This is a genomic window from Bradyrhizobium oligotrophicum S58 (assembly GCF_000344805.1).
GTDB classification, from domain to species: domain Bacteria; phylum Pseudomonadota; class Alphaproteobacteria; order Rhizobiales; family Xanthobacteraceae; genus Bradyrhizobium; species Bradyrhizobium oligotrophicum.
Map to the genome: position 1 here is coordinate 2,345,124 of NC_020453.1, position 19,509 is coordinate 2,364,632.

Consider the following 19,509-nt stretch of genomic DNA (forward strand, 5'->3'; position numbering starts at 1 on the left):
CATGACGGCTCATGTGAGGAGGCGGCTGTGTTCACACTAGCTGAGCTCGAAGCCGCCCATGCCATCGTCGGCGCCGCGGTGCCGGCGACGCCGGCGCATGCGTGGCCGCTGCTCGCCGAGCGGCTCGGCACTCATGTCATCGTCAAGCACGAGAACCACACGCCGGCTGGCGCCTTCAAGGTGCGTGGCGGGCTGGTCTATGTCGACGCTCTGAAGCGCACGCATCCCGGCGTGCGCGGCCTGATCACCGCGACGCGCGGCAATCATGGCCAGAGCATCGCCTTCGCCGGCCGCCGCAACGGCCTGCCGGTGACGATCTACGTGCCCAAGGGCAACTCGGTCGAGAAGAACCGCGCGATGGCGGCGTTCGGCGCCGAGCTGATCGAGCATGGCAGCGATTTCCAGGAGGCGCGCGAGGAGGCCGGCCGGCATGCCGCGCGCGAGTCCTTGCAGATGGTGCCGTCGTTCCATCCCGATCTCGTCCGTGGGGTCGCGACCTACGCGCTCGAGCTGTTGCGCAAGGCGCCTGCTCTCGACGTGCTCTACGTGTCGGTCGGGCAGGGCTCCGGCATCTGCGGCTGCATCCTGGCACGTGACCTGCTCGGGCTGAAGACCGAGATCGTCGGCGTGCAGTCGACCGAGGCGCCGTCCTACGCGCTGTCGTTCGCCGCGCGCACCGTCGTGACCACCAACAGCGCCGATACGCACGCCGACGGCCTCGCCACGCGCAGCCCGGATGCGGATGCGCTCGCCATCATCCTGAAGGGCGCGTCGCGCATCCTGCAGGTCAGTGATGCCGAGATCGCCGAGGCCGTCCGCATCTTCTGGACCGACACCCACAATCTCGCCGAAGGCGCCGGTGCAGCGTCGCTGGCGGCCGCGCTGCAGGAGAAAGGCAAGCTCGCCGGCAAGCGCGTCGGCCTGGTGCTGACCGGCGGCAACATCGATCTCGATCTGTTCAGGCGCTGGGTAATGCCGGCTGCCGCCCATGCCGAAGCGGGAGCCTCATGATGCACGCTCCGCTCACCACACACACCACTGTCATCGCCCGGCTTGACCGGGCGATCCAGCACGCCGCGGCCATCGTGAGTCTCACGACCGCCGGCGTCGACTGGATGCCCGCTGGAGCCTGTCATCGGGCTCGCCGAAGGCGAGACCGGTTGGCGGGCATGACAGCAGAGGGAATAAGGGGACACCAATGAACCAGCCAGCCTCCGCCTACTTCATCGAAGACCGCCACGATCCGAACGAGACGCATACGCTCTCCGTGCTGGTGCAGAACGAGCCCGGCGTGCTGGCGCGGGTGATCGGTCTCTTTTCCGGCCGCGGCTACAACATCGAGAGCCTCACCGTCTCCGAGACCGAGAGTCAAAAACACCTCTCGCGCATCACCATCGTGACGACGGGCACGCCGATGGTGATCCAGCAGATCAAGCACCAGCTCGACCGCATGATCCCGGTCTACCGCGTCGTCGACATGACCTTGACCAAGCGCGCGATCGAGCGCGAGCTCGCGATGGTCAAGGTGCGCGGCATCGGCGAGCCGCGCGTCGAGGCGCTGCGGCTGGCGGATGCGTTCCGGGCCCGCGTGATCGACGCCACCACCGAGAGCTTCGTGTTCGAGATCACAGGCAACACCGACAAGATCAGTCAGTTCATCGATCTGATGCGTCCGCTCGGCCTGGTCGAAGTGGCGAGGACCGGCATTGCGGCGATCGGGCGGGGACCGGAAGGGATGTGAGCCATGCTGGCGCGCGACTGGTACTACAACGAACGGAACCGGATCGGGCTCGATCACGCCGTGGCCTCGATCTACGGCTCGGGAGATGATGCCGACGAGCGCGCGCGCGCCGCATTGAAGATGCTCGGCGTCAAGCCGGGCTGGCGGGTGGCGGACATCGGTTGCGGCAACGGCGTGCTGGCGACGGAAGCGGCGCTGATGGGCGCTGTCGTGGACGCCATCGACATCTCGCCGGCGATGCTGGCGCTGACCCGGATCTACACCCGCGACCGCCGCACCGCCGTGCGGATGCATTCGGCGGGCCTGTTGTCGTTCGCCTACGAGCCCAATTCCTATGATCTGATCGCCAGCGAGTTCACGCTGCACCATCTGCCGGACTTCTGGAAGGCGGTGGCGCTGGCGCGCATCTTCGCGGCGCTGAAGCCGGGCGCGCAGTTCTTCCTGCGCGACATCGTCTATGTCAGCATGCCCGACGGCACCGAGCGCTCGGTCGAGCAGTGGGCCGACTACAACATCAAGAACCACGATCTCGGCCGCGACAGCGTCATCACCCACATGCGCGACGAGAACTCGACCTTCGCCTGGGTGATGGAGCGCATGCTGACCGAGGTCGGCTTCATCACCGTCTCCGCCGACTACCACGCCCCGATGCACGCGACCTATGTGCTGCAGAAGCCGGCGGGGCAGGGGTAGGCGCTGATGTTTCTGCGAAACGGTGAGGTGGCCACGCTGCCACCCTCCCCTGGAGGGGGAGGGTCGTTTCACATCGCGCGAAGCTGCGATGTGAAACGGGGTGGGGTGATGCCTCCACGCGCGAGCTGTGCCTGGGGCCCACCCCACCCCGATCGCGCATTGCATGCGCGATCGACCCTCCCCCTCCAGGGGAGGGTGAAGAATCGCCGTGAGGCGGGAGTGCACTAGATGTCCCAGCAGCTCCTCATCGCCTTCATCGCGTTCGCCTTCGTGATGGCGTTCACGCCGGGGCCGAACAACATCATGCTGCTGTCGTCGGGCGTGACCTACGGCTTCCGGCGCACGGTGCCGCACATGATGGGGGTCAGTTTCGGCTTCGCGTTCATGGTCGGCGCGGTCGGCTTTGGCCTTGCCGCCGTGTTCATCTCCTATCCGGTGCTGCAGACGGTGCTGAAATATCTCGGGGCCGCCTACCTGATCTATCTCGCGGTCGCGATCGCGCTGTCGGGTGCGACCAAGCCTGACGAGCACAATTCGCGCGGTCCGATGTCGTTCTGGGGCGCGGCGCTGTTCCAGTGGGTCAACGCCAAGGGCTGGGTGATGGTGATCAGCACCATCACCGCCTATGCGGCGATCGCGCGCTTTCCCGCCAATGTCGCGCTGCAGGTCGCGATCAGCTTCGTGATGGCGGTCGGCTCGACCATCACCTGGACGCTGTTCGGGACCGCGTTGCGGCCGCTGCTGAGCTCCGAACGCGCCGTGCGCGGCTTCAACATCCTGATGGCGGTGCTGCTGCTGGCCTCGCTCTATCCGGTGTTCATGGACGCATGAAGGGGGGCGCCGCCATGCGAGTTCGGGGTTTCCAAGCGCCCCCAAAATGCTCTAGACACGGGCCGGATTTCGTTCGGGCGTCGGCCGCCGTGCCCCACCCAAGCGCCTGACTCATCAGCCAATTCCGGCCATCTCAAAGAGGAAACGACAATGCGTGTTTACTACGATCGCGACGCCGATCTGAACCTGATCAAGGGCAAGAAGGTCGTCATCGTCGGCTACGGCGCCCAGGGCCATGCCCACGCGCTGAACCTGAAGGATTCCGGCGTCAAGGACGTCGCGATCGCGCTGTACAAGGGCTCGAAGTCGGCCAAGAAGGCCGAAGCCGCCGGCTTCAAGGTGATGGAAGTCGCCGAGGCCGCCAAGTGGGCCGACCTCGTGATGATGCTGACCCCGGACGAGCTGCAGGGCGACATCTACCGCGAGCACCTGCACGACAACATGAAGCAGGGCGCCGCGCTGGTGTTCGCCCACGGCCTCAACGTCCACTTCAACCTGCTCGACCCCCGCGCCGATCTCGACGTGCTGATGATCGCGCCGAAGGGCCCCGGCCACACCGTTCGTTCCGAGTACCAGCGCGGCGGCGGCGTGCCCTGCCTGATCGCGATCGCCAAGGATTCCTCGGGCAACGCCCATGACCTCGGCCTGTCCTACGCCTCGGCGATCGGCGGCGGCCGCGCCGGCATCATCGAGACCACGTTCAAGGAAGAGTGCGAGACCGACCTGTTCGGCGAGCAGGCCGTGCTGTGCGGCGGCCTGGTCGAGCTGATCAAGGCCGGCTACGAGACCCTGACCGAGGCCGGCTACGCCCCGGAGATGGCCTATTTCGAGTGCCTCCACGAGGTCAAGCTGATCGTCGACCTGATCTATGAAGGCGGCATCGCCAACATGAACTACTCGATCTCCAACACCGCCGAATATGGCGAGTACGTCACCGGACCGCGTATCATCACTCCGGAGACCAAGGCGGAGATGAAGCGCGTGCTCGACGACATCCAGTCCGGCCGCTTCGCGCGCGACTGGATGCTGGAGAACAAGGTCAACCAGTCCTCGTTCAAGGCGACCCGCGCCCGCCTGTCGCAGCACCCGATCGAGGAGGTCGGCGCCCGTCTGCGCGACATGATGCCCTGGATCAAGAAGGGCGCCCTGGTCGACAAGAGCAAGAACTGAGCTCTTGCGACGACGACTTGGAATGGAAAACGGCGGGCCAAGGCCCGCCGTTTTTTTGTTTGGCAAGTAGGTCTCCAGGTTCCGTCAGGAGGCCGCCCGGCGCGAGGCCGGCGGCGTGAGTAGACGGACGATCTCGCTGACGGCGACCAGGCCGACCAACCAGGCGGCGCTGGTCAGGCCGAGCCGTGCGACGATCGCGAGCGTGAAGCTCGCGGCGCCGCCGAGCATGGCCGTGGCGGCGAGCAGCACGAGCTCATAGGCGGCGTAGGCGCCGATGAGCGTGACGGCAAACGCGACCGGCGCTGGCGCTGTGCGCAAGGCCGCCAGCGCGATGCGTGCGACGATCGTGGCGCCGAGCGCCGCGACGCCGATCACGGCGCCCCAGGCCAGCGTGGTGGGATCGACCGGATAGTGCAGGGCGCCGAAGCCGATGCCCTGGTTGACGAGCCAGGCGCCGAGCACCGCCGGCAGTGCCGTGCGCAGCGGCAGCATCGCGGCTGCAACCACTGCGAAAGCTGCGAACGGCGTCGCGCAGGCGAACACGAAGCTGGCCAGCGCGCAGGCCGAGGTCAGCAGCGCGAAGCAGAACGCGGCGGCATGCCGCTGCGGAACGGGCGCGAGGCGAGCTTCGGAGCGGGAGGGCGTGAGGATGTCGAGAGCCATGGAACGTCTCCTTCTGTTGCGATTGTAGTCCATTTCGGCAGCTTCTGTCAGCCGCCGGAATTTCTGTCGGCGCCGTCACTGCACTCCGTAGCTCGCGACCCGGATGCCGCCGAACACGCCAAGGCCCGGCGCCAGGAAGCCGGTCGGGTTCTGGTAGTGGCGGTTGAACAGGTTATCGATCCGGCCGAACAGCTTGACCTGATCGGAGACCGCGTAGTCGCCGCGCAGGTTCACGACCGTGGTGCCGGGCGCAGTGAGCCCCGTGGTCATGCCGTCGCGACTGACGTCGAGCCAGTTGCCGAGGCGCAGCACGGTGGCCGATACGGTCAGCGCATCGAGCGGCGTCCAGACTGCGGTCGCGCTCCATTTCTCCCTGGGACGGCGCAGCAGCTGCTGGCCGGTGGTCGCGTCGATCGCGCGGGTGAACGTGTAGTCCGCGCGCAGCGAGATGCGATCCGTGAGCTTAGCCGCCACGAAGCTTTCGCTGCCCTCGGTCGTCGCCAGCCCGACATTCGCATTGGAGGTGAAGGTGGCGTTGAAGTCGATCAAATTGGTGATGCTGTTGTGGAAGTAGGTCGAACCGAAGCGGACGCGACCCTCGAACAGCGGCTGCTCGAAGCCGGCATCGTAGCCTGTGCTCTCCTCCGGCTTCAGGTTGGGATTGGCGAAGAAGTTGAACGCTGGAAAATCCCGGTGCAGCTGGCTCAAGGTCGGCGCCTTGAAGCCGGTGCCGTAGCTCGCCTTCAGCTTGGTCTCGGTGACCGGCAGGATCACCGCAGGTGCAATCCGATAAGTCCCATGCGCGCCGAACTGATCGTTGACGTCGTTGCGCAGGCTCGCGACCACGAACCAGCGCTCCGCAAACTCCGTCTGCAGCTCGATGAAGCCGGCCTTGTTGCCGTTCTCGGCCGAGAGATCCGTGGTTGTCAGCCGCTCGGTCTGCTGCTCCAGGCCGACGACCAGATTGTTGCGCGGCGCGAGCTCGGTCACCGCGTGCCAGTCATATTTGATGCGCTCGCCCGTCGCGACCGCCGCCACGGGATTGCCGGCGGTCAAATCGGATGACCAGTCGTTGACGTAGTTGACGCCAAAATAGTTCCTGATGCGGCCCCCGAGCAGCGACCACACGGCTTCCTCGCGCGTGGCCAGCTGATGGACGGTGTGGTTGCTCCTGATGGCGTCGGGAAAGCTCGGAAAGCCGCTGTCGCCGGTGAACAGCAGGGTCGCATCGGTGTAGCGGACCACCGAGTTCAGCGTCCAGGCGTCGTTGAGGTCGACGCCGAGCTTGGTCGAGGCGGTGACATTGTCGTAGGCGTTGCCGATCGCCTTCTGTCCTGCCGGCAGCAGTTGCCACGGCGTCACCGGCACGTCGCCGGCGTGCAGATGCGCGACATTGACCGCGTAGTTGACATTGTCCTTCGAGCCGCTCAGTCCCGCGCTCTGGTTGAAGGTCTTGAACGATCCGCTCTCGAGCGAGGCGGTCGCCCGCGCCGGGCCGTCGCCCTTGCGCGTGATCACCGAGATGACGCCGCCGATCGCGTCCGAACCATAGAGCCCGCTCTGTGGTCCGCGCAGCACCTCGAACTGCTGGATGTCAGCGGCGAGCAAATGGGCGAAATCGAACGCGCCGTTGCTGTTGGTGACGTCCCCGACATCGATGCCGTCGATCAGCAGCTTGGTGTGGTTGGCGTTGGTGCCACGCATGAAGACGTTGGTCTGGCCGCCCGGACCGCCGGCCTGGACGACGTTCAGCCCGGGAATGGTGCTCAGGATCTCCGGCACGCTGCGGAATTGCTGGGTCGCGATGTCCTTGTCAGTCACCACCGTGATCGCACTGGCGACATTGGCGGCCGGCGTGACGATGCCGGTCGGGCTGACCACGACGGGCGTGCTGGCCGGTGTAGCCGGAATCGGCGGTCGCGCGGCGGTGCGGGCCTGAGGCTCGCGCGCCCCGGCTGGCTTCGGAGCTGACGGCCTGCTGCGCGGCAGGTCGACCTCGACCGGAGGCAGCAGATTGGGCGAGGCGGATTGCTGCGCGATGGCCGGGCAAGGACCGAGCAGCGCAACCGACGAGAGGACGCAGAACGACGACAGAACGGCGCGATGGCGCCTGGCATAGGGAACGGGAGACACGAGTGACCTCGGCATGACGTCAGTGGCACGTCACCGCGAACGAGGCCTCATGCCGGCATCTTCATGCACGGCGTGAAAACGATGCCAATAACTCCCCGACCGGCATCTTCGCGTGTGACCACGGCTGACGGCAGGTCTCCTGGCTCGCGGGTCATCACCTCCACGCCGCCTTCCCGGGACCGAGATTTCCCAGTGGCCTATGACGCGAGATTCGCCGCTTACAGTTGCGGGGGCAGCTGCGGCTTTCGGATGGTCCCGGGTGGGATCCGTCCGTCACCGCATTCCCTTTTGAGCCCCGGTCGGGGGCACCGTCGCGATAAGCGTAGAAGCCGGCCGGAGCCGGAGTCAATCGATCCCTCGGGTTTTCCCACGACCGGCGGGGATTGTTGCCGAAGCACCACGCCGGTCTCGTCGAGGATGCGATGCACTTTCGACTTTCGGTTCGTGGGAGATCGCGGTTATAATGTTACCAGACACCGTCTTCGCGTTGGCGCGCCGTGTGGCGCGGCCTCGGCGAGCAGGACTTGCAATCAAGGAGCCTCATCGTGGCAACAGCGACGTCCCTTCCGGTCACTCTGCCCACAGCCATTCCCGTGCGCGAGATTCTGCCGTGGGCGATCTTCGGCGGCCTGATGCTCGCTTTGGGCATCTATTTCGTCGGCGTCGAGGAGGGCGCGGCTGCGCTGTTCAACAGCGCATATGTCCACGAGTTCGTCCATGACGGACGGCATCTGCTCGGGTTCCCCTGTCACTGAACGGCCAGCATCGGCACGTCGAAGCGGCGCTGTCGCACGCCGCTCGTGACGGCGAGAGCAGCGCATCTGTAAGAGACGATCGATGACGGGGCGACTGCTCCTGCGCGGAATGCTGGCCGGCCTGGTCGCCGCGCTGCTCTCCTTCGGCTTTCTCAGGCTGGCTGGCGAATCATCTGTCGCGCGCGCGATTGCCTTCGAGACGGTGCTTGATGAGGCGAAGGCCAAAGCCGCGGCGGAAGAGGCCGCGGCCAAGGGCCGGCCCGCGCCAGTCGCGGAGGCCGAGCCTGAGCTGGTCAGCCGGGCTATCCAGGCCGGTGTTGGACTATTGACCGGCGTTGCCGTCTACAGCACGGCGTTCGGCGGGCTGTTTGCCCTGGCCTTCGCACTCGCCTTCGGCCGCATGGCCGATCTCGGTCCGCGGGCGACCTCCGCCTTGCTCGCCGCGGCCGGCTTCGTCGCCGTCTATGTGACGCCCATGCTCAAATACCCGGCCAATCCGCCGTCCGTCGGCCTGGCCGAGACGATCGGGATGCGGACCAGCCTGTATTTCGCGATGCTCCTGATCTCGCTCGCCGCGATGATCGCCGCCGGCATGTTGCGCCTCCGCCTGCTGTCGCGGCTCGGCGCCTGGAATGCGGCCTTGATTGCCGCAGGCGTCTATGTCGTCGTCATGACCGGCATAGGCTTCGCGCTGCCGGTCGTGGACGAGGTGCCTGAAGGTTTTCCGGCCGCCGTGCTCTGGCAGTTCCGTATTGCGTCTTTCGGCGGACAGGCGATCATGTGGGCGACGCTCGGGCTGCTGTTCGGCGCCCTCGCTGAGCGCCAGATGGCGCAGCATGGCGCGCGCGCTTGAATGGCGCCGGTATCGGCAGGCATGACGACGCGCCTGCATCTGATCTGCGCGGCCGCGACGGCATCGACGGCTGCCGTTGCCTTCGCTGCCGATGAGCCGCTCGATCCGCGCGGACGAGACAGCCTCGCCCGGCTGGCCGGCCGGCTGCCGTCCTGTGAGGTCGTCCTGCGCAGCCCGGCCCGTTGCGCCGCTGAGACTGCCGAAGGCTTGGCCCTCGACGCCAAGCCCGAGCCTGCGCTGCGCGACTGCGATTTCGGCCGCTGGGCGGGACGATCGCTCGCGGAGGTCCAGGCGCAGGCGCCGGAGGCCGTTGCCGAATGGCTGCAGAATCCGCGCGCGGCTCCGCATGGCGGCGAGTCCTTCATGGACGTGATGACGCGCGCCCGCGCGTGGATGGAGGGCCTGCTCGCCGTCGATGGCGCGGTCCTTGCGGTCACGCACGCGCTGGTCATTCGTGCTGCGATTGCGCATGCGCTCGGCGCCGGCCCCGAGGCCTTCGGGCGCATCGACGTCGCGCCGCTGACGCGAACAAGGCTCTCGGGCGTCGGCGGGCGTTGGACGCTCGCAGCCCTGGTCCCGTTGAAGGACGACCGATGACGGCGCGCAGCGAACGGTGTGTCATCGCTCGCCGTTGGAGAAACGGTCTCATCGTCGCGGCCGCGATCTTCGCAGCCTCAGCGCCAGCCCATGCGCACCATCCGCGGCCGCAGCAGGGAACGCTGATCGGGGTCGAGATTCCGGCCATCGGCCATGGCGAGATGCTGGCGGTCGCGACCTATCGGTCAGACATCCTCGATCTGGCGCGGGGGCAGGTCCGGACCGATCCGACCTTGCGCCGGCTGATGGGCTTCGTCAGCCTGCAACATTTCGCCTGCCTGTGGGGTCTGGTCCCCGGCAGCCTCACCGACGAGGCGAGCCCGTTCAACGAATGCTCCCATGCCTATGTCGCCGGAGCGCGTGCGCTGCTGGCGCATATGGGCACGATGCCGGGCGATCAGTCCGCAGCCAAGGCGCTCGAAGCGAGGATCGCGGCGGATATCGCGGCAGATCCCGTCTTTGCCGCGCTGTGTGCCAACAGCAGCGAGACGTTCGACAGCGGCGTGATCATCGGGCCGGAGTGGGGGCTGGCGCCGTCTCATCTACCGACCGTCCTGACCGGTCTTTTCCTGCTGGCTCTCGCCGCCGGCGGAGCCTGGCTGCTGTGGCGTTGCCTGCCGGTGGCCAATCGTCCGGCGTCGTCAGGGACGAGATAATCTTAGCGCCTCATTGTGCTGCGTGGGCGTGGTCGTAGCGGGGATCCATAATCACCGGCGTTCGCTTTGCGACGGACGATGACTTTAGATCTTCTCCGCCAACCCACATCACGCGGTATGGGTCCCGGCTTTCGCCGGGACGACGGCGGAGTTTGGGGAGACGCCGCGGGGCCTCGCTGCGGTAGAAGGCGAGCAAGCCGCTCACTTCTCCACCTTGTTATGCACCATCCAGAACCGCAGGGTGCGCTGGGCGGTGTCGAGCGACAGCTTGCCATAGTCGCGCTCGGCGAGCTTGAGCGTGTCGGTGTCGATGGCGTGCTTGATCGGGCGGTGGGTCAGGATCTTCGCCACCACCGACCAGGCGAGCCCGGCTGAGCGGCAGGGAATGAGCACGATGTCGGTGCGCGGGCCTTCGAGCACCTTGGCCATCATCTCGGTCGGCACGTTGTTGAGCAGGCCGAGGGCGGCCGCCACCTCGCCGAAGCGGCGGGTCTCGGCGAAGAAGGCGATAGCGGTGTCGTTCAGCTCGTTCAGCCCCTTCATGCGCTTGACGGCCTCTTCGGCCAGAGTGAAGTCGCGCCCGACGAGGCCGCCGTCACTGCGCGCAACGTCGGCGATGGCCTTGATGACCTTCTTGATCTCCTTCTGCAGCGCCGGCGGCGCCGAGGCCATCAGCTTGGCACGGACGGATTCGGTGGCCCGGCGCAGCAGGTCGCGCAGATGCTTGTTCGGCAAGTCGACGCGCAGACCGATGATCTCGCTGAGTTCGTCGTCGTCCTCCGCGTGCGCCATCATTCCCGAATAGCCGGTGTCGGAGAAGCGTGCGGTCTGGTTGTTGGCGAGCTTGCGGATGACCTGGCGTTCGCCGCGATCGACGATGATGTCGGTCACGGCCTCGGTCAGATGCGGGCGTCCGGAGATCGCCATCAGGTGGTCCTGGCCCTTGGTCGAGGCGACCTCGACCAGCGTATGTTCGGTCAGCCGGGTCGAGTGCATCAGGACGTTCTCGGCGACGGAGATCTCGTCGTCGCGGGCCAACTGCTGGATCAGGTCGACGGGCGCATAGTCGACCGGCGCGAGATGCTTGCTGAGCTCGGCCCGCGCGCGGGTCTCGACCCGCGAGACCAGCATGCAGAGCACGTTGTCGAACACCTTGATCTGGTCCTCGCTGAGGCGTTCGCCATCGTGCAGGAACAGGTTGGTGACCTGGCGCAGCGTGTGGACGCGCTTCTCGGACGAGCCGCCGCGAACGGCCTCTTCGAGCTCGGCGATGATGGAGTTTTCTGAGTGTGGAAGCTGTTCTGGCTGATGCACGCTTTGCGCCCGTCTGGTCCGGAATGCCGGCGCAGCAGCGATGCACGTCTGCCACGCTGCAGGCTCTCGGCGGGGGCAGTTTTCGGCACGGGCGATAACAATGTGTTAGGCCAGCGGGAGGTAGTACTCCGGAGAAACACGGATACGGAAAATTAAGACGGAGCGTCTAAAGGGAAAGAGGAGCCGGACCTCGGCCTTGACGCGAATTGCCGGGAATTGGACGCAACGAGGTGCGAGCACCCTCGTCCAGCACGGGCCGAAGCGACGGCGTGTGACGGAAAGGTTAACGATCTCATAAGGTCAGACGCCTCTCTTCATCCAGTCTCGCCGTCGCCCTCGATCTCACGTCAGTTGTCATCCCTTCAAGGATTGAAGTTTAAATCACATTCTTGACGCGGTCGCCTTTGCCGCATCTCGGCCCGTCCTGCATGTCCGCGAGGCGCCGAACGACGTGCGCGCTCGTGTCAAAAAACAGCGCCAGCGTTGAGCCTCATCCCGTGCGATAATCGGTTCGCAAATCTTTGAGGTCGCCATGAAATCCGTCGTCGTCACCGGGGCATCCACCGGCATTGGTTTCGCCTGTTCGAAGCTGCTGCTCGCACGCGGCTTCCGGGTGTTCGGGAGCGTTCGCAAGCCGGCGGATGCCGAGCGTCTGCGAAGCGAGCTCGGTGCCAACTTCACCCCGCTGCTGTTCGACGTGACCGACGAGGCGGCGGTGAAGGCTGCGGCCGCCGAGGTGCGCGCCGCTCTCAATGGTGAGGCACTCGCTGGCCTCGTGAACAATGCGGGCATCGCGGTCGCCGGCCCCGTGACGGAGCTGCCGATCGACCAGTTTCGTCATCAGATGGAGGTCAACGTCATTGGTCCCGTGATCGCGACCCAGGCGTTCGCGCCGCTGCTCGGGGTTGATCCGGCGATGACGGGCGCGCGCGGACGGATCGTGATGATCAGCTCGGTCGCGGGTCGCAACGGCAATCCGCTGATGGCGCCTTATTCGACCTCCAAGCATGCGGTCGAAGGGCTGGCGGAGAGCCTGCGCCGCGAATTGATGCTGTTCGGCATCGACGTCATCATCATTGCGCCGGGGGCGGTGAAGACGCCGATCTGGGCCAAGGCGGAGGAGGTCGATCTGTCGCCGTATCAGAGCTCGCCGTTCTATCCGGCGCTGCAGAAGGTGCGCGGCTTCATGCTGCAGCTCGGCAATACCGGACTGCCGGCCGAGACCATCGGCGAGCGGGTGTACGAAGCCCTGACCGCGCCGTCGCCCAAGGTTCGCTACGAGATCGCGCCCGATCCGCTGCGGCAGTTGATCGTGCGCGCGCTTCCCAAGCGGACAGTCGACCGCATCATCGCCAAGCGGCTCGGCCTGACCTCGGCGACCAAGGCCTGAAGCGGACGATGACGACGAGCGGCAAGACCCAGGCGGAGCTCACGCGCCTGGTCGAGGACGCGATCCGGGCACAGCCGGGATGCGAGACCGCACGCGTGCCGGCCGTCCAGGCCATCGAAGTGCGCAGCGGCCGCAACTGGGAGATCCCCCACGTCGTGCTCGGCGACAGCCTGATCAGCGACGTCGACCGCGCGGTCATGAGCGTGCAGCGCCGGCTCGGGCGGGAGTTTCATCTGATGGGCGATCCCGACGCCGCGGAGCCCGCATCGGACGCCGCCGGGGCGCCGCACACCGCCTCGGAGGAATCCTGAGGCTGCGGCTCAATTCAGCAGGCCCTGCCGCAACGCCAGCCGCACCAGCTCGATATCCGTGGCGACGCCGAGCTTGTCCTTGATCAGCGAGTGCAGATTGGCGACCGTCTTCGGGCTGAGATGGAGCGCCGATGCGATATCCTCGGTGCTGCGTTCGGCGAGCAGCATCTGCATCACCTCGAATTCGCGCGCCGTCAGCACGTCGGCGGCCGCCCGTTCGCCGGAGAGACGGCTGAGCGCAAGCTCGTGATCGATGTCGGGGCTGATCGCGATGTGGCCGGCGAGCACGTCCATGACGGCGCGCAGGAGGATCTCCGGCGGGCTGCTCTTGGTGACGTAGCCGCGCGCGCCGGCGCGGATCGCCTGCACGGCGAAGCCTGCATTCTCATGCATCGTGAAAACCAGGATGCGCGCGCCGCGGTCCCATTGCCGGATGCGGCGGATGCCTTCGATGCCGCCGACACCCGGCATGCTCAAATCCATGATGACGAGATCGGGCCTGACCTCCTTGAACAGCCGGTAGGCTTCGGCGCCGTCGGCGGCTTCGGCGACCACCCGCAGGCCCGGCTGCTTCTGCAGCATCGCGCGATAGCCCTCGCGAACGACGGCATGGTCGTCGACCAGCAGGATGGTGCCGGCGGGCGTGCTCATGCGGCGCAGGCCGCTGCCGGCTGGGTTTGCTCAAACGAGGGGGCGGGCACTGCCGGGAGAGGGATCACGACGCTGAGCTGTGCGCCGCCATTCTGTCCGGCCGCGAAGCTCATCTTGCCTCCCAGCGTCGCGACGCGCTCGCGCATGCCGAGCAGGCCCATGCCTGATGTCCCGACGGTCTCGGAGGCTGGGCCATCGTCCTCGACGGTGAGTGCAATGGCCGCGCTGCCGTCGCCGGGCCGATCATGACGCGCCAGCTGCAGCCGCACGCGCGTCGCCCCGGCGTGCTTGGCGGCGTTGGTGAGCGCCTCCTGGGCGATGCGATAGAGGTTGATGGCGATCATGTCGGAGACCTGGTCGATGCCGCCCGACAGCTCGATCTCGAACCGGGTCGGTCCTTGCTGCCGCCTGTTCCAGCCTGCGACCAGGCCTTCGAGGCTGGCGGCCAGGCCGAGCTGGTCGACGTCGGGCGGGCGCAGCCGCACCAACGTGCCGCGCAGCATGTCCATCATGTCGGCGGCGGCGCGGGCGATGCTGTCGCATTCGCCAACCAGGGCCGGGCAATCCTGCGCGGCGCTGTGACGGATCGAGGCCGCGAGCGCGCGGATCGCCGCCAGCGACTGGCCGAATTCATCATGCAGCTCGCGCGCGAGGTGGCGGCGCTCGTCGTCCTCCAGCGCAATCAGGCGCCGGGTCAGTTCGCTGCGCTGGGCGAGCGCCGTCTCCAGGCCCTCCGCAAGCTGGTTGAAGGCGTCGCGGATCGCGGAGAGCTCGGCGAGGTCGAACGGCGGCAATCGCGCCGACAGATCATTGGCGGCGATCCGTTCCAGGCCGGCGCGGATCAGCCGAGTCGGGCGCAGCGCGCGCGCCAGCGCGGTGTAGGCCAGCACGCACAGCAGCACCAGCGCCGTTCCGAGCACCGGCAGCAGCCGGCCGAGCTCACGCCAGGCTTCCGCGGTCATGGCGCCGGCATCGGTCCAGACGACGGCGTCGCCGGTCTTGCCGTCGCGAAACACGACCGGCCGCGCCGCTTCCCGGCCGGGATCGAACAGCTGCCGATACAGCAGCGTGAAGGCGCGGGGCGGATCGTTCGTCTGCGCTTCGGCGCCGCCGCAGATGCGCTGCACGATCGCGCCGTCGAGGCCGCGATAGGCGATGCAGACGCCGGGTCCGATCGCTGCGGCCGCGACCGCATCGAGATCGGGAAAGCCGGCCTGCGGGCTGTTGACCCAGTGCATCTTGCTCTGCTGCAATTGCAGCGTCCGGGCCGTGATCTCGGCGATCCGTTCGTTGCGCAGATGCGCCGAGCGGTCGATGTCGAACAGGACATAGGCTGAGATCGCCGCGAAGCACAGCGCCGACACCACGGCGATGCGCAGGGTCAGGCGGTATTTGAGATCGTAGCGGGTCAACATTGTCAGCGCGTCCAAGCGAGCCCCGGCCCGAGCGGCATTTAACGTCAGAACATCGGGGGCAGAAAGCGCCACGGCCCGCTCGTCGCCACGCCGTGAAATTTTCCCGTGGCTCGCCGTGACCGCGCCCCGTTCTGCCGCAGGGCCGCGCGTCTAGCCTCGGGTGATGCAAAACAAGTCGCTCGGGGGTCCCATGTCGAACCGTCGCTTCCTCCATTGCCTCGTTCTCGCGCTCACCCTCGCGGCCGGCCCGGTCCGCGCCGAGACCGCCTCGAACCGCGTTCCGGCCGTGCTGGTCGACGATTTCAGCTATCTCGACACCTCCGGCGAGCCGGTCGACCAGACGGCAGTGCATCAGCGGCGGCTGGAGGCCTTCATCGCCGCGCTCCGGCGCGACGTCGCGGCCGACGCGCGGCTGCGCCTGGTCAGTCCCGTCTGCGGCGCCTCCTGTCCTCCGGCCGATGCACCGCCTGCCGTCCGGCTGCAGATGGCCGCCGGGGCCGGCGCCGACGTCGTGATCACCGGCGGCGTGCAGAAGCTCTCCACCCTGGTGCAATGGGCGCGGGCGTCGGCGATCGAGGTCGCGTCCAACCGGGTGCTGTTCGACAAGATCTTCACCTTCCGGGGCGACTCCGACGAGGCCTGGGAGCGCGCCGAGATATTCGTCTCGCGCCAGGCCCGCGACGCGCTGGCGCCGCCGGAGCCGATCCGGTTGGTGCTGCTGCCGTTCGAGCTCGAGGACACCAGCGCCGGTGCCGCGCTCGGCGAAAGCGAGTCCGACCAAAAGGGGCTGCAGGAAGCGACCGCTGCGGTGCGGCAGCTGCTGGCGCAGTCCGGCCGCTATCGCCTGGTCGAGGCGTCCGGCGAGATCAAGCAGGGGCAGCCGATGCGCGAATGCGATGATTGCGAAGTCCGGGCTGCCCGCGCGCTCGGCGCCCAGCAGTCGCTGCTCGGCATCGTCAGGCGGATCGGCCGCACCGAATACATCATCGGCTTCCGCGTCCGCCAGGCAGACAGCGGTGCGCTCGTCGCCGCAGGCGACAGCGGGCTGCGCCTCGGCGCCAACTATTCATGGAGCCGCGGCGCGGCGCGCCTGGTGCGCGAGCGGCTGCTCGAGACCGGCGGCGCGCAGCGTTGAACCGGCCGCGCCGACAATGTGCCGGAGCGGCGGCCGGGCCGCTTCGCGCCGCGAGACGACACGCCGCTCTCCGTGCGATTCCGGACTGTTGTTATTTGTGACGATTTCATTACGGTCGCATGACAGGGTAGGGTGTCCTTGAGCTGCCGGCATGCGCCGGCGAAGGGCGCCTCCTGTCGATCGCCTGATGTCACTGACCCCGAACCACGAACCGATCACGACGCTCGCCGCGGCCAGCGCGACACGTTCAGCCGCCGTGCGGCTATCCGCAGTCGCGGCGCCGCACGTGGCTGCGCTGGCCTTGATGCTGCACACCGAGACCGATTTCGGCTCGCGGCTCGGCTTTGTGCTGGCGTGGGGTATCCTGAACGGCTTCTGGCTGGTGCTGCTGCGGCGGCCTGCGGTGTCGGGCGCGCTGGCGCTGACCATGGTCGTGGTGCTGGTGCTGCTGTCGCAGCTGAAGCACGCCGTGGTCCAGATGACCGCGAACTTCGTCGACGTGATGCTGATCGACCATGACAGCGCGGCGTTCCTGTTCACGATCTTTCCGAACCTGAAGCTCTCGGTGCTGGTGGCGGCGGCCGTCGTGCTGCCGTTGATGGGATTGCTGTGGTGGGCCGACCCGTTCCGCGTCGCCCGGCTGCCGGCGCTCGCCGGCAAGCTCGCCTGCCTAGCGGCGCTGACGCTGTATTCGCTCAACTGGCGCGACGAGGCCTGGCGCGGCTATTACGACGACGGCTATCTGTCGAAGTTCGCGCGTTCCGGCGTCACCGCCGTCTCCGACTTCCTCGCCAACGGCTTCATGGAATCCGATGCCACGGCCGACCGCCGGCTGGCGGCCTTCGTTCCGGATTCCTGCCATCCGGCCGGGCAGCGGCCGAACATCGTGCTGATCCACGACGAATCCAGCTTCGACATCCGCTCGGCGCCGAGCATCAAGGTGCCCGCCGGCTATGGCAGCCACTTCAAATCGTTCGACGGCAAGGCGCGCCAGTTCATGGCCGAGAGCAATGGCGGGCCGAGCTGGTTCACCGAGTACAACGTGCTCGCCGGGCTGTCGTCGCGCTCGTTCGGCCGCTTCGCCTATTTCGTGACCCGGATCGCCGCCGGCCGGGTCGAGCGCGGGCTGCCGCTGGCGCTGCGCCAATGCGGCTACGACACCGCCTCGATCTATCCGGCCAACGGCGCCTTCATGAGCGCGCGCAACTTCCAGACCACGATGGGTGTGGATCGCTTCCTCGATGCGCGCGATCTCGGCGCCAAGGGCGTCGAGCCCGACGGCTTCTTCTACGACGCCGCGCTCGACCTGATGCAGCAGCGGCAGCGCGGCAAGCCGCTGTTCATGTTCGTCTATCTCGCCGCGAATCATTTCCCGTGGGAGACGACGTTCCGGCCCGACCTGACGCCGTCATGGCGCGCGCCCGGCAATCTGCCGGCGATCGATGAATATCTGCGGCGGCAGGCGATGAGCGCATCCGACTATCAGCGCTTCGTCGCCAGCCTGAAGAAGCGGTTCGGCGACCAGCCGTTCCTGATCGTGCGCTATGGTGATCATCAGCCGGAATTCTCGCCGCACATCCTCGATCCCAAGCTCGACGAGGCCGGCATCGGCGAGAAGCTCGAAAGCTACGATCCGCGCTACTACGCCACCTATTACGCGGTCGACGCGGTCAATTTCGAGCCGCGCCAGAGCGCGGTCGTGATGGACAGGATCGACGCCGCCTACCTGCCGCTGGTGACCCTGGAGGCGGCCGGCATTCCGCTCGATCCGTCCTTCGTCGAGCAGAAGGAGATCATGCTCCGTTGCAAGGGCGTGTTCTATGGCTGCGGCGACGGTGCCGAGGCGCGCCGCTTCAACCGCATGCTGATCGACGCCGATTTGATCCGGGGGCTGTAACCGGCCGGCGCAGACGCCGACCGGGCGGGGCGGGTTTCTGCGCCGCTGCTACTCCGTGGCCGCGTCGGTGACGATGCCGCCGATGTTCTGCCAGTGCGCGCCGTCGAACTGGATCATCTGCAGCTGCTTGTTGACGCGATAGTCGGTCGGCGAGGTCGTGATGCTGATGCCGGGCAGCAGCATGCCGAGCTCGACATGGTCGAGATGGGTGGCCTGCTTCAGCACGTTGTCGCGCGTCAGCTCGTCGCCGCACTGCTTCAGCACCTGGACCAGCAGCTCGGCGGTGATGTAGCCATAGACGTTGAAGTTCGAGCCCTTGTCGCCGTCGGGATAGTACTTCTCCATGAAGGCCAGATAGCGCTGCACGCCGGGGTCGTTCTTGAAACCTTCCTCGAGCGGGTCCTTGACGTAGCCGACGCTGATCAGGTCCTTGGCATTCTCGAGCCCGGCAGGCTTCAGGGTCGCGCCCAGCGAATTGGCATTGATGTCGACGATGTGAACCGGCTTCCAGCCGAGCTCGGCGACCTTCTTGATCGCCTGCGCCGCCTGCTTCGGCGTGGAGGCGCTGAACAGCAGGTCGGCGCCGGCGTCCTTCAGCTTCAGGATGTGGGAATCGATCGTCGGCTCGGTGATCTCGTACGATGATTCGGCCACGATCATCTTGGCGGCCTTGTCGCCGAGCCCGGCCTTCAGTCCGGCGAGATAGTCGCGGCCGAGATCGTCGTTCTGGTAGAGCACGCCGATCTTGGCGTCGGGATGAGTCTTGAGGATGTATTGGCCGTAGATGCGGCCCTCGACGACGTAGCTTGGATTGAAGCCCATCGTCCAAGGAAAGTTCTTGGGATCGGTGAAGCGCGAGGCGCCGGTGGCCGCGAACAGCTGCGGCACTTTCTTCGCGTTGAGATATTTCTGCACGGCGACGTTCGGCGCGGTGCCGATGATCTGGAACGTCAGCAGCACCTCGTCGCTCTCGACCAGCTTGCGCACCTGCTCGACCGTCTTCGGCGGCGAATAGGCGTCGTCATACTGGATCAGGTTGATCTTGCGTCCGTTCACGCCGCCCTGGTCGTTGACCATTTTCATGTACGCGGCCTGCGCCTTGCCGATGGTCGCATAGGCCGAGGCCGGGCCGCTCAGCGGCACGGTCTGCCCGACCTTGATCTCGCCGTCGCTGGCGCCGGTATCGTACTTCTTCTCGGCTGATAGCGCCGGCGCCGTCCAGGCGAGCGACAGCAGCGCGAGCGCGGCCAGCGCGGTGGTCCCATTCCTCATGACGTTCGACTCCCTTACTACTTTTTGTGAAA

The 19,509-nt window shown here is 66.8% G+C and carries 19 protein-coding genes and 1 riboswitch; of the genes, 13 read left to right on the plus strand and 6 right to left on the minus strand.

Annotation, left to right across the window (positions count from 1 at the left end; genetic code table 11):
• The first annotated feature begins 27 nt into the window (after nucleotides 1-27).
• The 5 genes from S58_RS10015 (at nucleotide 28) to ilvC (ending at nucleotide 4,435) form a co-directional block, all read left to right on the plus strand.
• Nucleotides 28-1,011, plus strand: a complete 984-nt coding sequence (locus S58_RS10015) for a threonine dehydratase (RefSeq protein WP_015665173.1) — start codon at nucleotides 28-30, stop codon at nucleotides 1,009-1,011.
• Between the two features lie 187 nt (nucleotides 1,012-1,198).
• Nucleotides 1,199-1,741, plus strand: coding sequence for an acetolactate synthase small subunit (ilvN, locus tag S58_RS10020; protein ID WP_015665174.1), 543 nt, complete (start codon nucleotides 1,199-1,201; stop codon nucleotides 1,739-1,741).
• 3 nt (nucleotides 1,742-1,744) lie between these two features.
• A complete protein-coding gene (locus tag S58_RS10025) occupies nucleotides 1,745-2,434 on the plus strand; it encodes a class I SAM-dependent methyltransferase (RefSeq protein ID WP_015665175.1) in 690 nt (229 codons plus the stop codon).
• 228 nt (nucleotides 2,435-2,662) lie between these two features.
• Nucleotides 2,663-3,265 (plus strand): LysE family translocator, encoded by a 603-nt coding sequence (locus tag S58_RS10030; protein ID WP_015665176.1) that lies wholly within the window; start codon nucleotides 2,663-2,665, stop codon nucleotides 3,263-3,265.
• Between the two features lie 150 nt (nucleotides 3,266-3,415).
• The gene (ilvC, locus tag S58_RS10035) at nucleotides 3,416-4,435 is read left to right on the plus strand and encodes a ketol-acid reductoisomerase (protein WP_015665177.1); all 1,020 of its coding nucleotides are present in this window, start codon (nucleotides 3,416-3,418) and stop codon (nucleotides 4,433-4,435) included.
• A gap of 84 nt (nucleotides 4,436-4,519) precedes the next feature.
• Here the strand turns inward: ilvC and S58_RS10040 are convergent, their stop codons facing one another.
• Nucleotides 4,520-5,098 (minus strand): hypothetical protein, encoded by a 579-nt coding sequence (locus tag S58_RS10040; RefSeq protein ID WP_015665178.1) that lies wholly within the window; start codon nucleotides 5,096-5,098, stop codon nucleotides 4,520-4,522.
• Nucleotides 5,099-5,173: 75 nt separating this feature from the next.
• Nucleotides 5,174-7,231: a TonB-dependent receptor plug domain-containing protein gene (locus S58_RS10045; RefSeq protein ID WP_015665179.1), complete on the minus strand. Its 2,058-nt coding sequence runs from the start codon at nucleotides 7,229-7,231 to the stop codon at nucleotides 5,174-5,176.
• A 112-nt stretch (nucleotides 7,232-7,343) separates the two neighbouring features.
• A riboswitch (cobalamin riboswitch) is annotated at nucleotides 7,344-7,559 on the minus strand.
• A gap of 217 nt (nucleotides 7,560-7,776) precedes the next feature.
• Here S58_RS10045 and S58_RS10050 point away from each other — a divergent pair.
• The 4 genes from S58_RS10050 (at nucleotide 7,777) to S58_RS10065 (ending at nucleotide 10,092) form a co-directional block, all read left to right on the plus strand.
• Nucleotides 7,777-7,986, plus strand: a complete 210-nt coding sequence (locus tag S58_RS10050) for a CbtB domain-containing protein (protein ID WP_015665180.1) — start codon at nucleotides 7,777-7,779, stop codon at nucleotides 7,984-7,986.
• Nucleotides 7,987-8,068: 82 nt separating this feature from the next.
• Nucleotides 8,069-8,839 carry a CbtA family protein gene (locus S58_RS10055; protein ID WP_015665181.1) on the plus strand — a complete coding sequence of 257 codons (771 nt, stop codon included), beginning with the start codon at nucleotides 8,069-8,071 and terminating at the stop codon, nucleotides 8,837-8,839.
• Between the two features lie 21 nt (nucleotides 8,840-8,860).
• Entirely contained in the window at nucleotides 8,861-9,436 is a 576-nt protein-coding gene (locus S58_RS10060; protein ID WP_042340675.1) for a histidine phosphatase family protein, read from the plus strand.
• Nucleotides 9,433-10,092, plus strand: a complete 660-nt coding sequence (locus tag S58_RS10065) for a hypothetical protein (RefSeq protein ID WP_015665183.1) — start codon at nucleotides 9,433-9,435, stop codon at nucleotides 10,090-10,092. The genes S58_RS10060 and S58_RS10065 overlap by 4 nt, the downstream gene beginning before the upstream one ends.
• Before the next feature lie 201 nt (nucleotides 10,093-10,293).
• Here S58_RS10065 and S58_RS10070 read toward each other — a convergent pair whose 3' ends face one another.
• A complete protein-coding gene (locus S58_RS10070) occupies nucleotides 10,294-11,406 on the minus strand; it encodes a DUF2336 domain-containing protein (RefSeq protein ID WP_015665185.1) in 1,113 nt (370 codons plus the stop codon).
• Nucleotides 11,407-11,938: 532 nt separating this feature from the next.
• On the opposite strand from S58_RS10070, the gene S58_RS10075 reads away from it, so the two are divergent.
• Together S58_RS10075 and S58_RS10080 are read left to right on the plus strand one after the other, a co-directional pair.
• Complete coding sequence (locus S58_RS10075; protein WP_015665186.1) at nucleotides 11,939-12,796, plus strand: SDR family oxidoreductase; 858 nt, start codon at nucleotides 11,939-11,941, stop codon at nucleotides 12,794-12,796.
• Between the two features lie 8 nt (nucleotides 12,797-12,804).
• On the plus strand, nucleotides 12,805-13,107 hold the full coding sequence (locus tag S58_RS10080; protein WP_015665187.1) for a hypothetical protein: 303 nt from the start codon (nucleotides 12,805-12,807) through the stop codon (nucleotides 13,105-13,107).
• Nucleotides 13,108-13,116: 9 nt separating this feature from the next.
• Here the strand turns inward: S58_RS10080 and S58_RS10085 are convergent, their stop codons facing one another.
• Together S58_RS10085 and S58_RS10090 are read right to left on the minus strand one after the other, a co-directional pair.
• Complete coding sequence (locus S58_RS10085; protein ID WP_015665188.1) at nucleotides 13,117-13,758, minus strand: response regulator; 642 nt, start codon at nucleotides 13,756-13,758, stop codon at nucleotides 13,117-13,119.
• On the minus strand, nucleotides 13,755-15,173 hold the full coding sequence (locus S58_RS10090; protein ID WP_042340676.1) for a sensor histidine kinase: 1,419 nt from the start codon (nucleotides 15,171-15,173) through the stop codon (nucleotides 13,755-13,757). Before S58_RS10090 ends, S58_RS10085 begins: the two co-directional genes overlap by 4 nt.
• A gap of 190 nt (nucleotides 15,174-15,363) precedes the next feature.
• On the opposite strand from S58_RS10090, the gene S58_RS10095 reads away from it, so the two are divergent.
• Together S58_RS10095 and S58_RS10100 are read left to right on the plus strand one after the other, a co-directional pair.
• Nucleotides 15,364-16,308 carry a DUF2380 domain-containing protein gene (locus S58_RS10095; protein ID WP_015665190.1) on the plus strand — a complete coding sequence of 315 codons (945 nt, stop codon included), beginning with the start codon at nucleotides 15,364-15,366 and terminating at the stop codon, nucleotides 16,306-16,308.
• Nucleotides 16,309-16,495: 187 nt separating this feature from the next.
• Entirely contained in the window at nucleotides 16,496-18,205 is a 1,710-nt protein-coding gene (locus S58_RS10100) for a sulfatase-like hydrolase/transferase (protein ID WP_015665191.1), read from the plus strand.
• A gap of 48 nt (nucleotides 18,206-18,253) precedes the next feature.
• Here S58_RS10100 and S58_RS10105 read toward each other — a convergent pair whose 3' ends face one another.
• Complete coding sequence (locus S58_RS10105; RefSeq protein WP_015665192.1) at nucleotides 18,254-19,477, minus strand: ABC transporter substrate-binding protein; 1,224 nt, start codon at nucleotides 19,475-19,477, stop codon at nucleotides 18,254-18,256.
• Between the last annotated feature and the right edge of the window lie 32 nt (nucleotides 19,478-19,509).

Bases quoted from the DNA above. Each gene is read 5' to 3' on its own strand.
- S58_RS10105 (WP_015665192.1), bottom strand. From the start codon at position 19,477: ATGAGGAATGGGACCACCGCGCTGGCCGCGCTCGCGCTGCTGTCGCTC.
- S58_RS10100 (WP_015665191.1), top strand. From the start codon at position 16,496: ATGTCACTGACCCCGAACCACGAACCGATCACGACGCTCGCCGCGGCC.
- S58_RS10085 (WP_015665188.1), bottom strand. From the start codon at position 13,758: ATGAGCACGCCCGCCGGCACCATCCTGCTGGTCGACGACCATGCCGTC.
- S58_RS10065 (WP_015665183.1), top strand. From the start codon at position 9,433: ATGACGGCGCGCAGCGAACGGTGTGTCATCGCTCGCCGTTGGAGAAAC.
- S58_RS10080 (WP_015665187.1), top strand. From the start codon at position 12,805: ATGACGACGAGCGGCAAGACCCAGGCGGAGCTCACGCGCCTGGTCGAG.
- S58_RS10030 (WP_015665176.1), top strand. From the start codon at position 2,663: ATGTCCCAGCAGCTCCTCATCGCCTTCATCGCGTTCGCCTTCGTGATG.
- ilvN (WP_015665174.1), top strand. From the start codon at position 1,199: ATGAACCAGCCAGCCTCCGCCTACTTCATCGAAGACCGCCACGATCCG.
- S58_RS10095 (WP_015665190.1), top strand. From the start codon at position 15,364: ATGTCGAACCGTCGCTTCCTCCATTGCCTCGTTCTCGCGCTCACCCTC.
- S58_RS10040 (WP_015665178.1), bottom strand. From the start codon at position 5,098: ATGGCTCTCGACATCCTCACGCCCTCCCGCTCCGAAGCTCGCCTCGCG.
- S58_RS10060 (WP_042340675.1), top strand. From the start codon at position 8,861: ATGACGACGCGCCTGCATCTGATCTGCGCGGCCGCGACGGCATCGACG.
- S58_RS10090 (WP_042340676.1), bottom strand. From the start codon at position 15,173: ATGTTGACCCGCTACGATCTCAAATACCGCCTGACCCTGCGCATCGCC.
- S58_RS10055 (WP_015665181.1), top strand. From the start codon at position 8,069: ATGACGGGGCGACTGCTCCTGCGCGGAATGCTGGCCGGCCTGGTCGCC.
- S58_RS10075 (WP_015665186.1), top strand. From the start codon at position 11,939: ATGAAATCCGTCGTCGTCACCGGGGCATCCACCGGCATTGGTTTCGCC.
- ilvC (WP_015665177.1), top strand. From the start codon at position 3,416: ATGCGTGTTTACTACGATCGCGACGCCGATCTGAACCTGATCAAGGGC.
- S58_RS10025 (WP_015665175.1), top strand. From the start codon at position 1,745: ATGCTGGCGCGCGACTGGTACTACAACGAACGGAACCGGATCGGGCTC.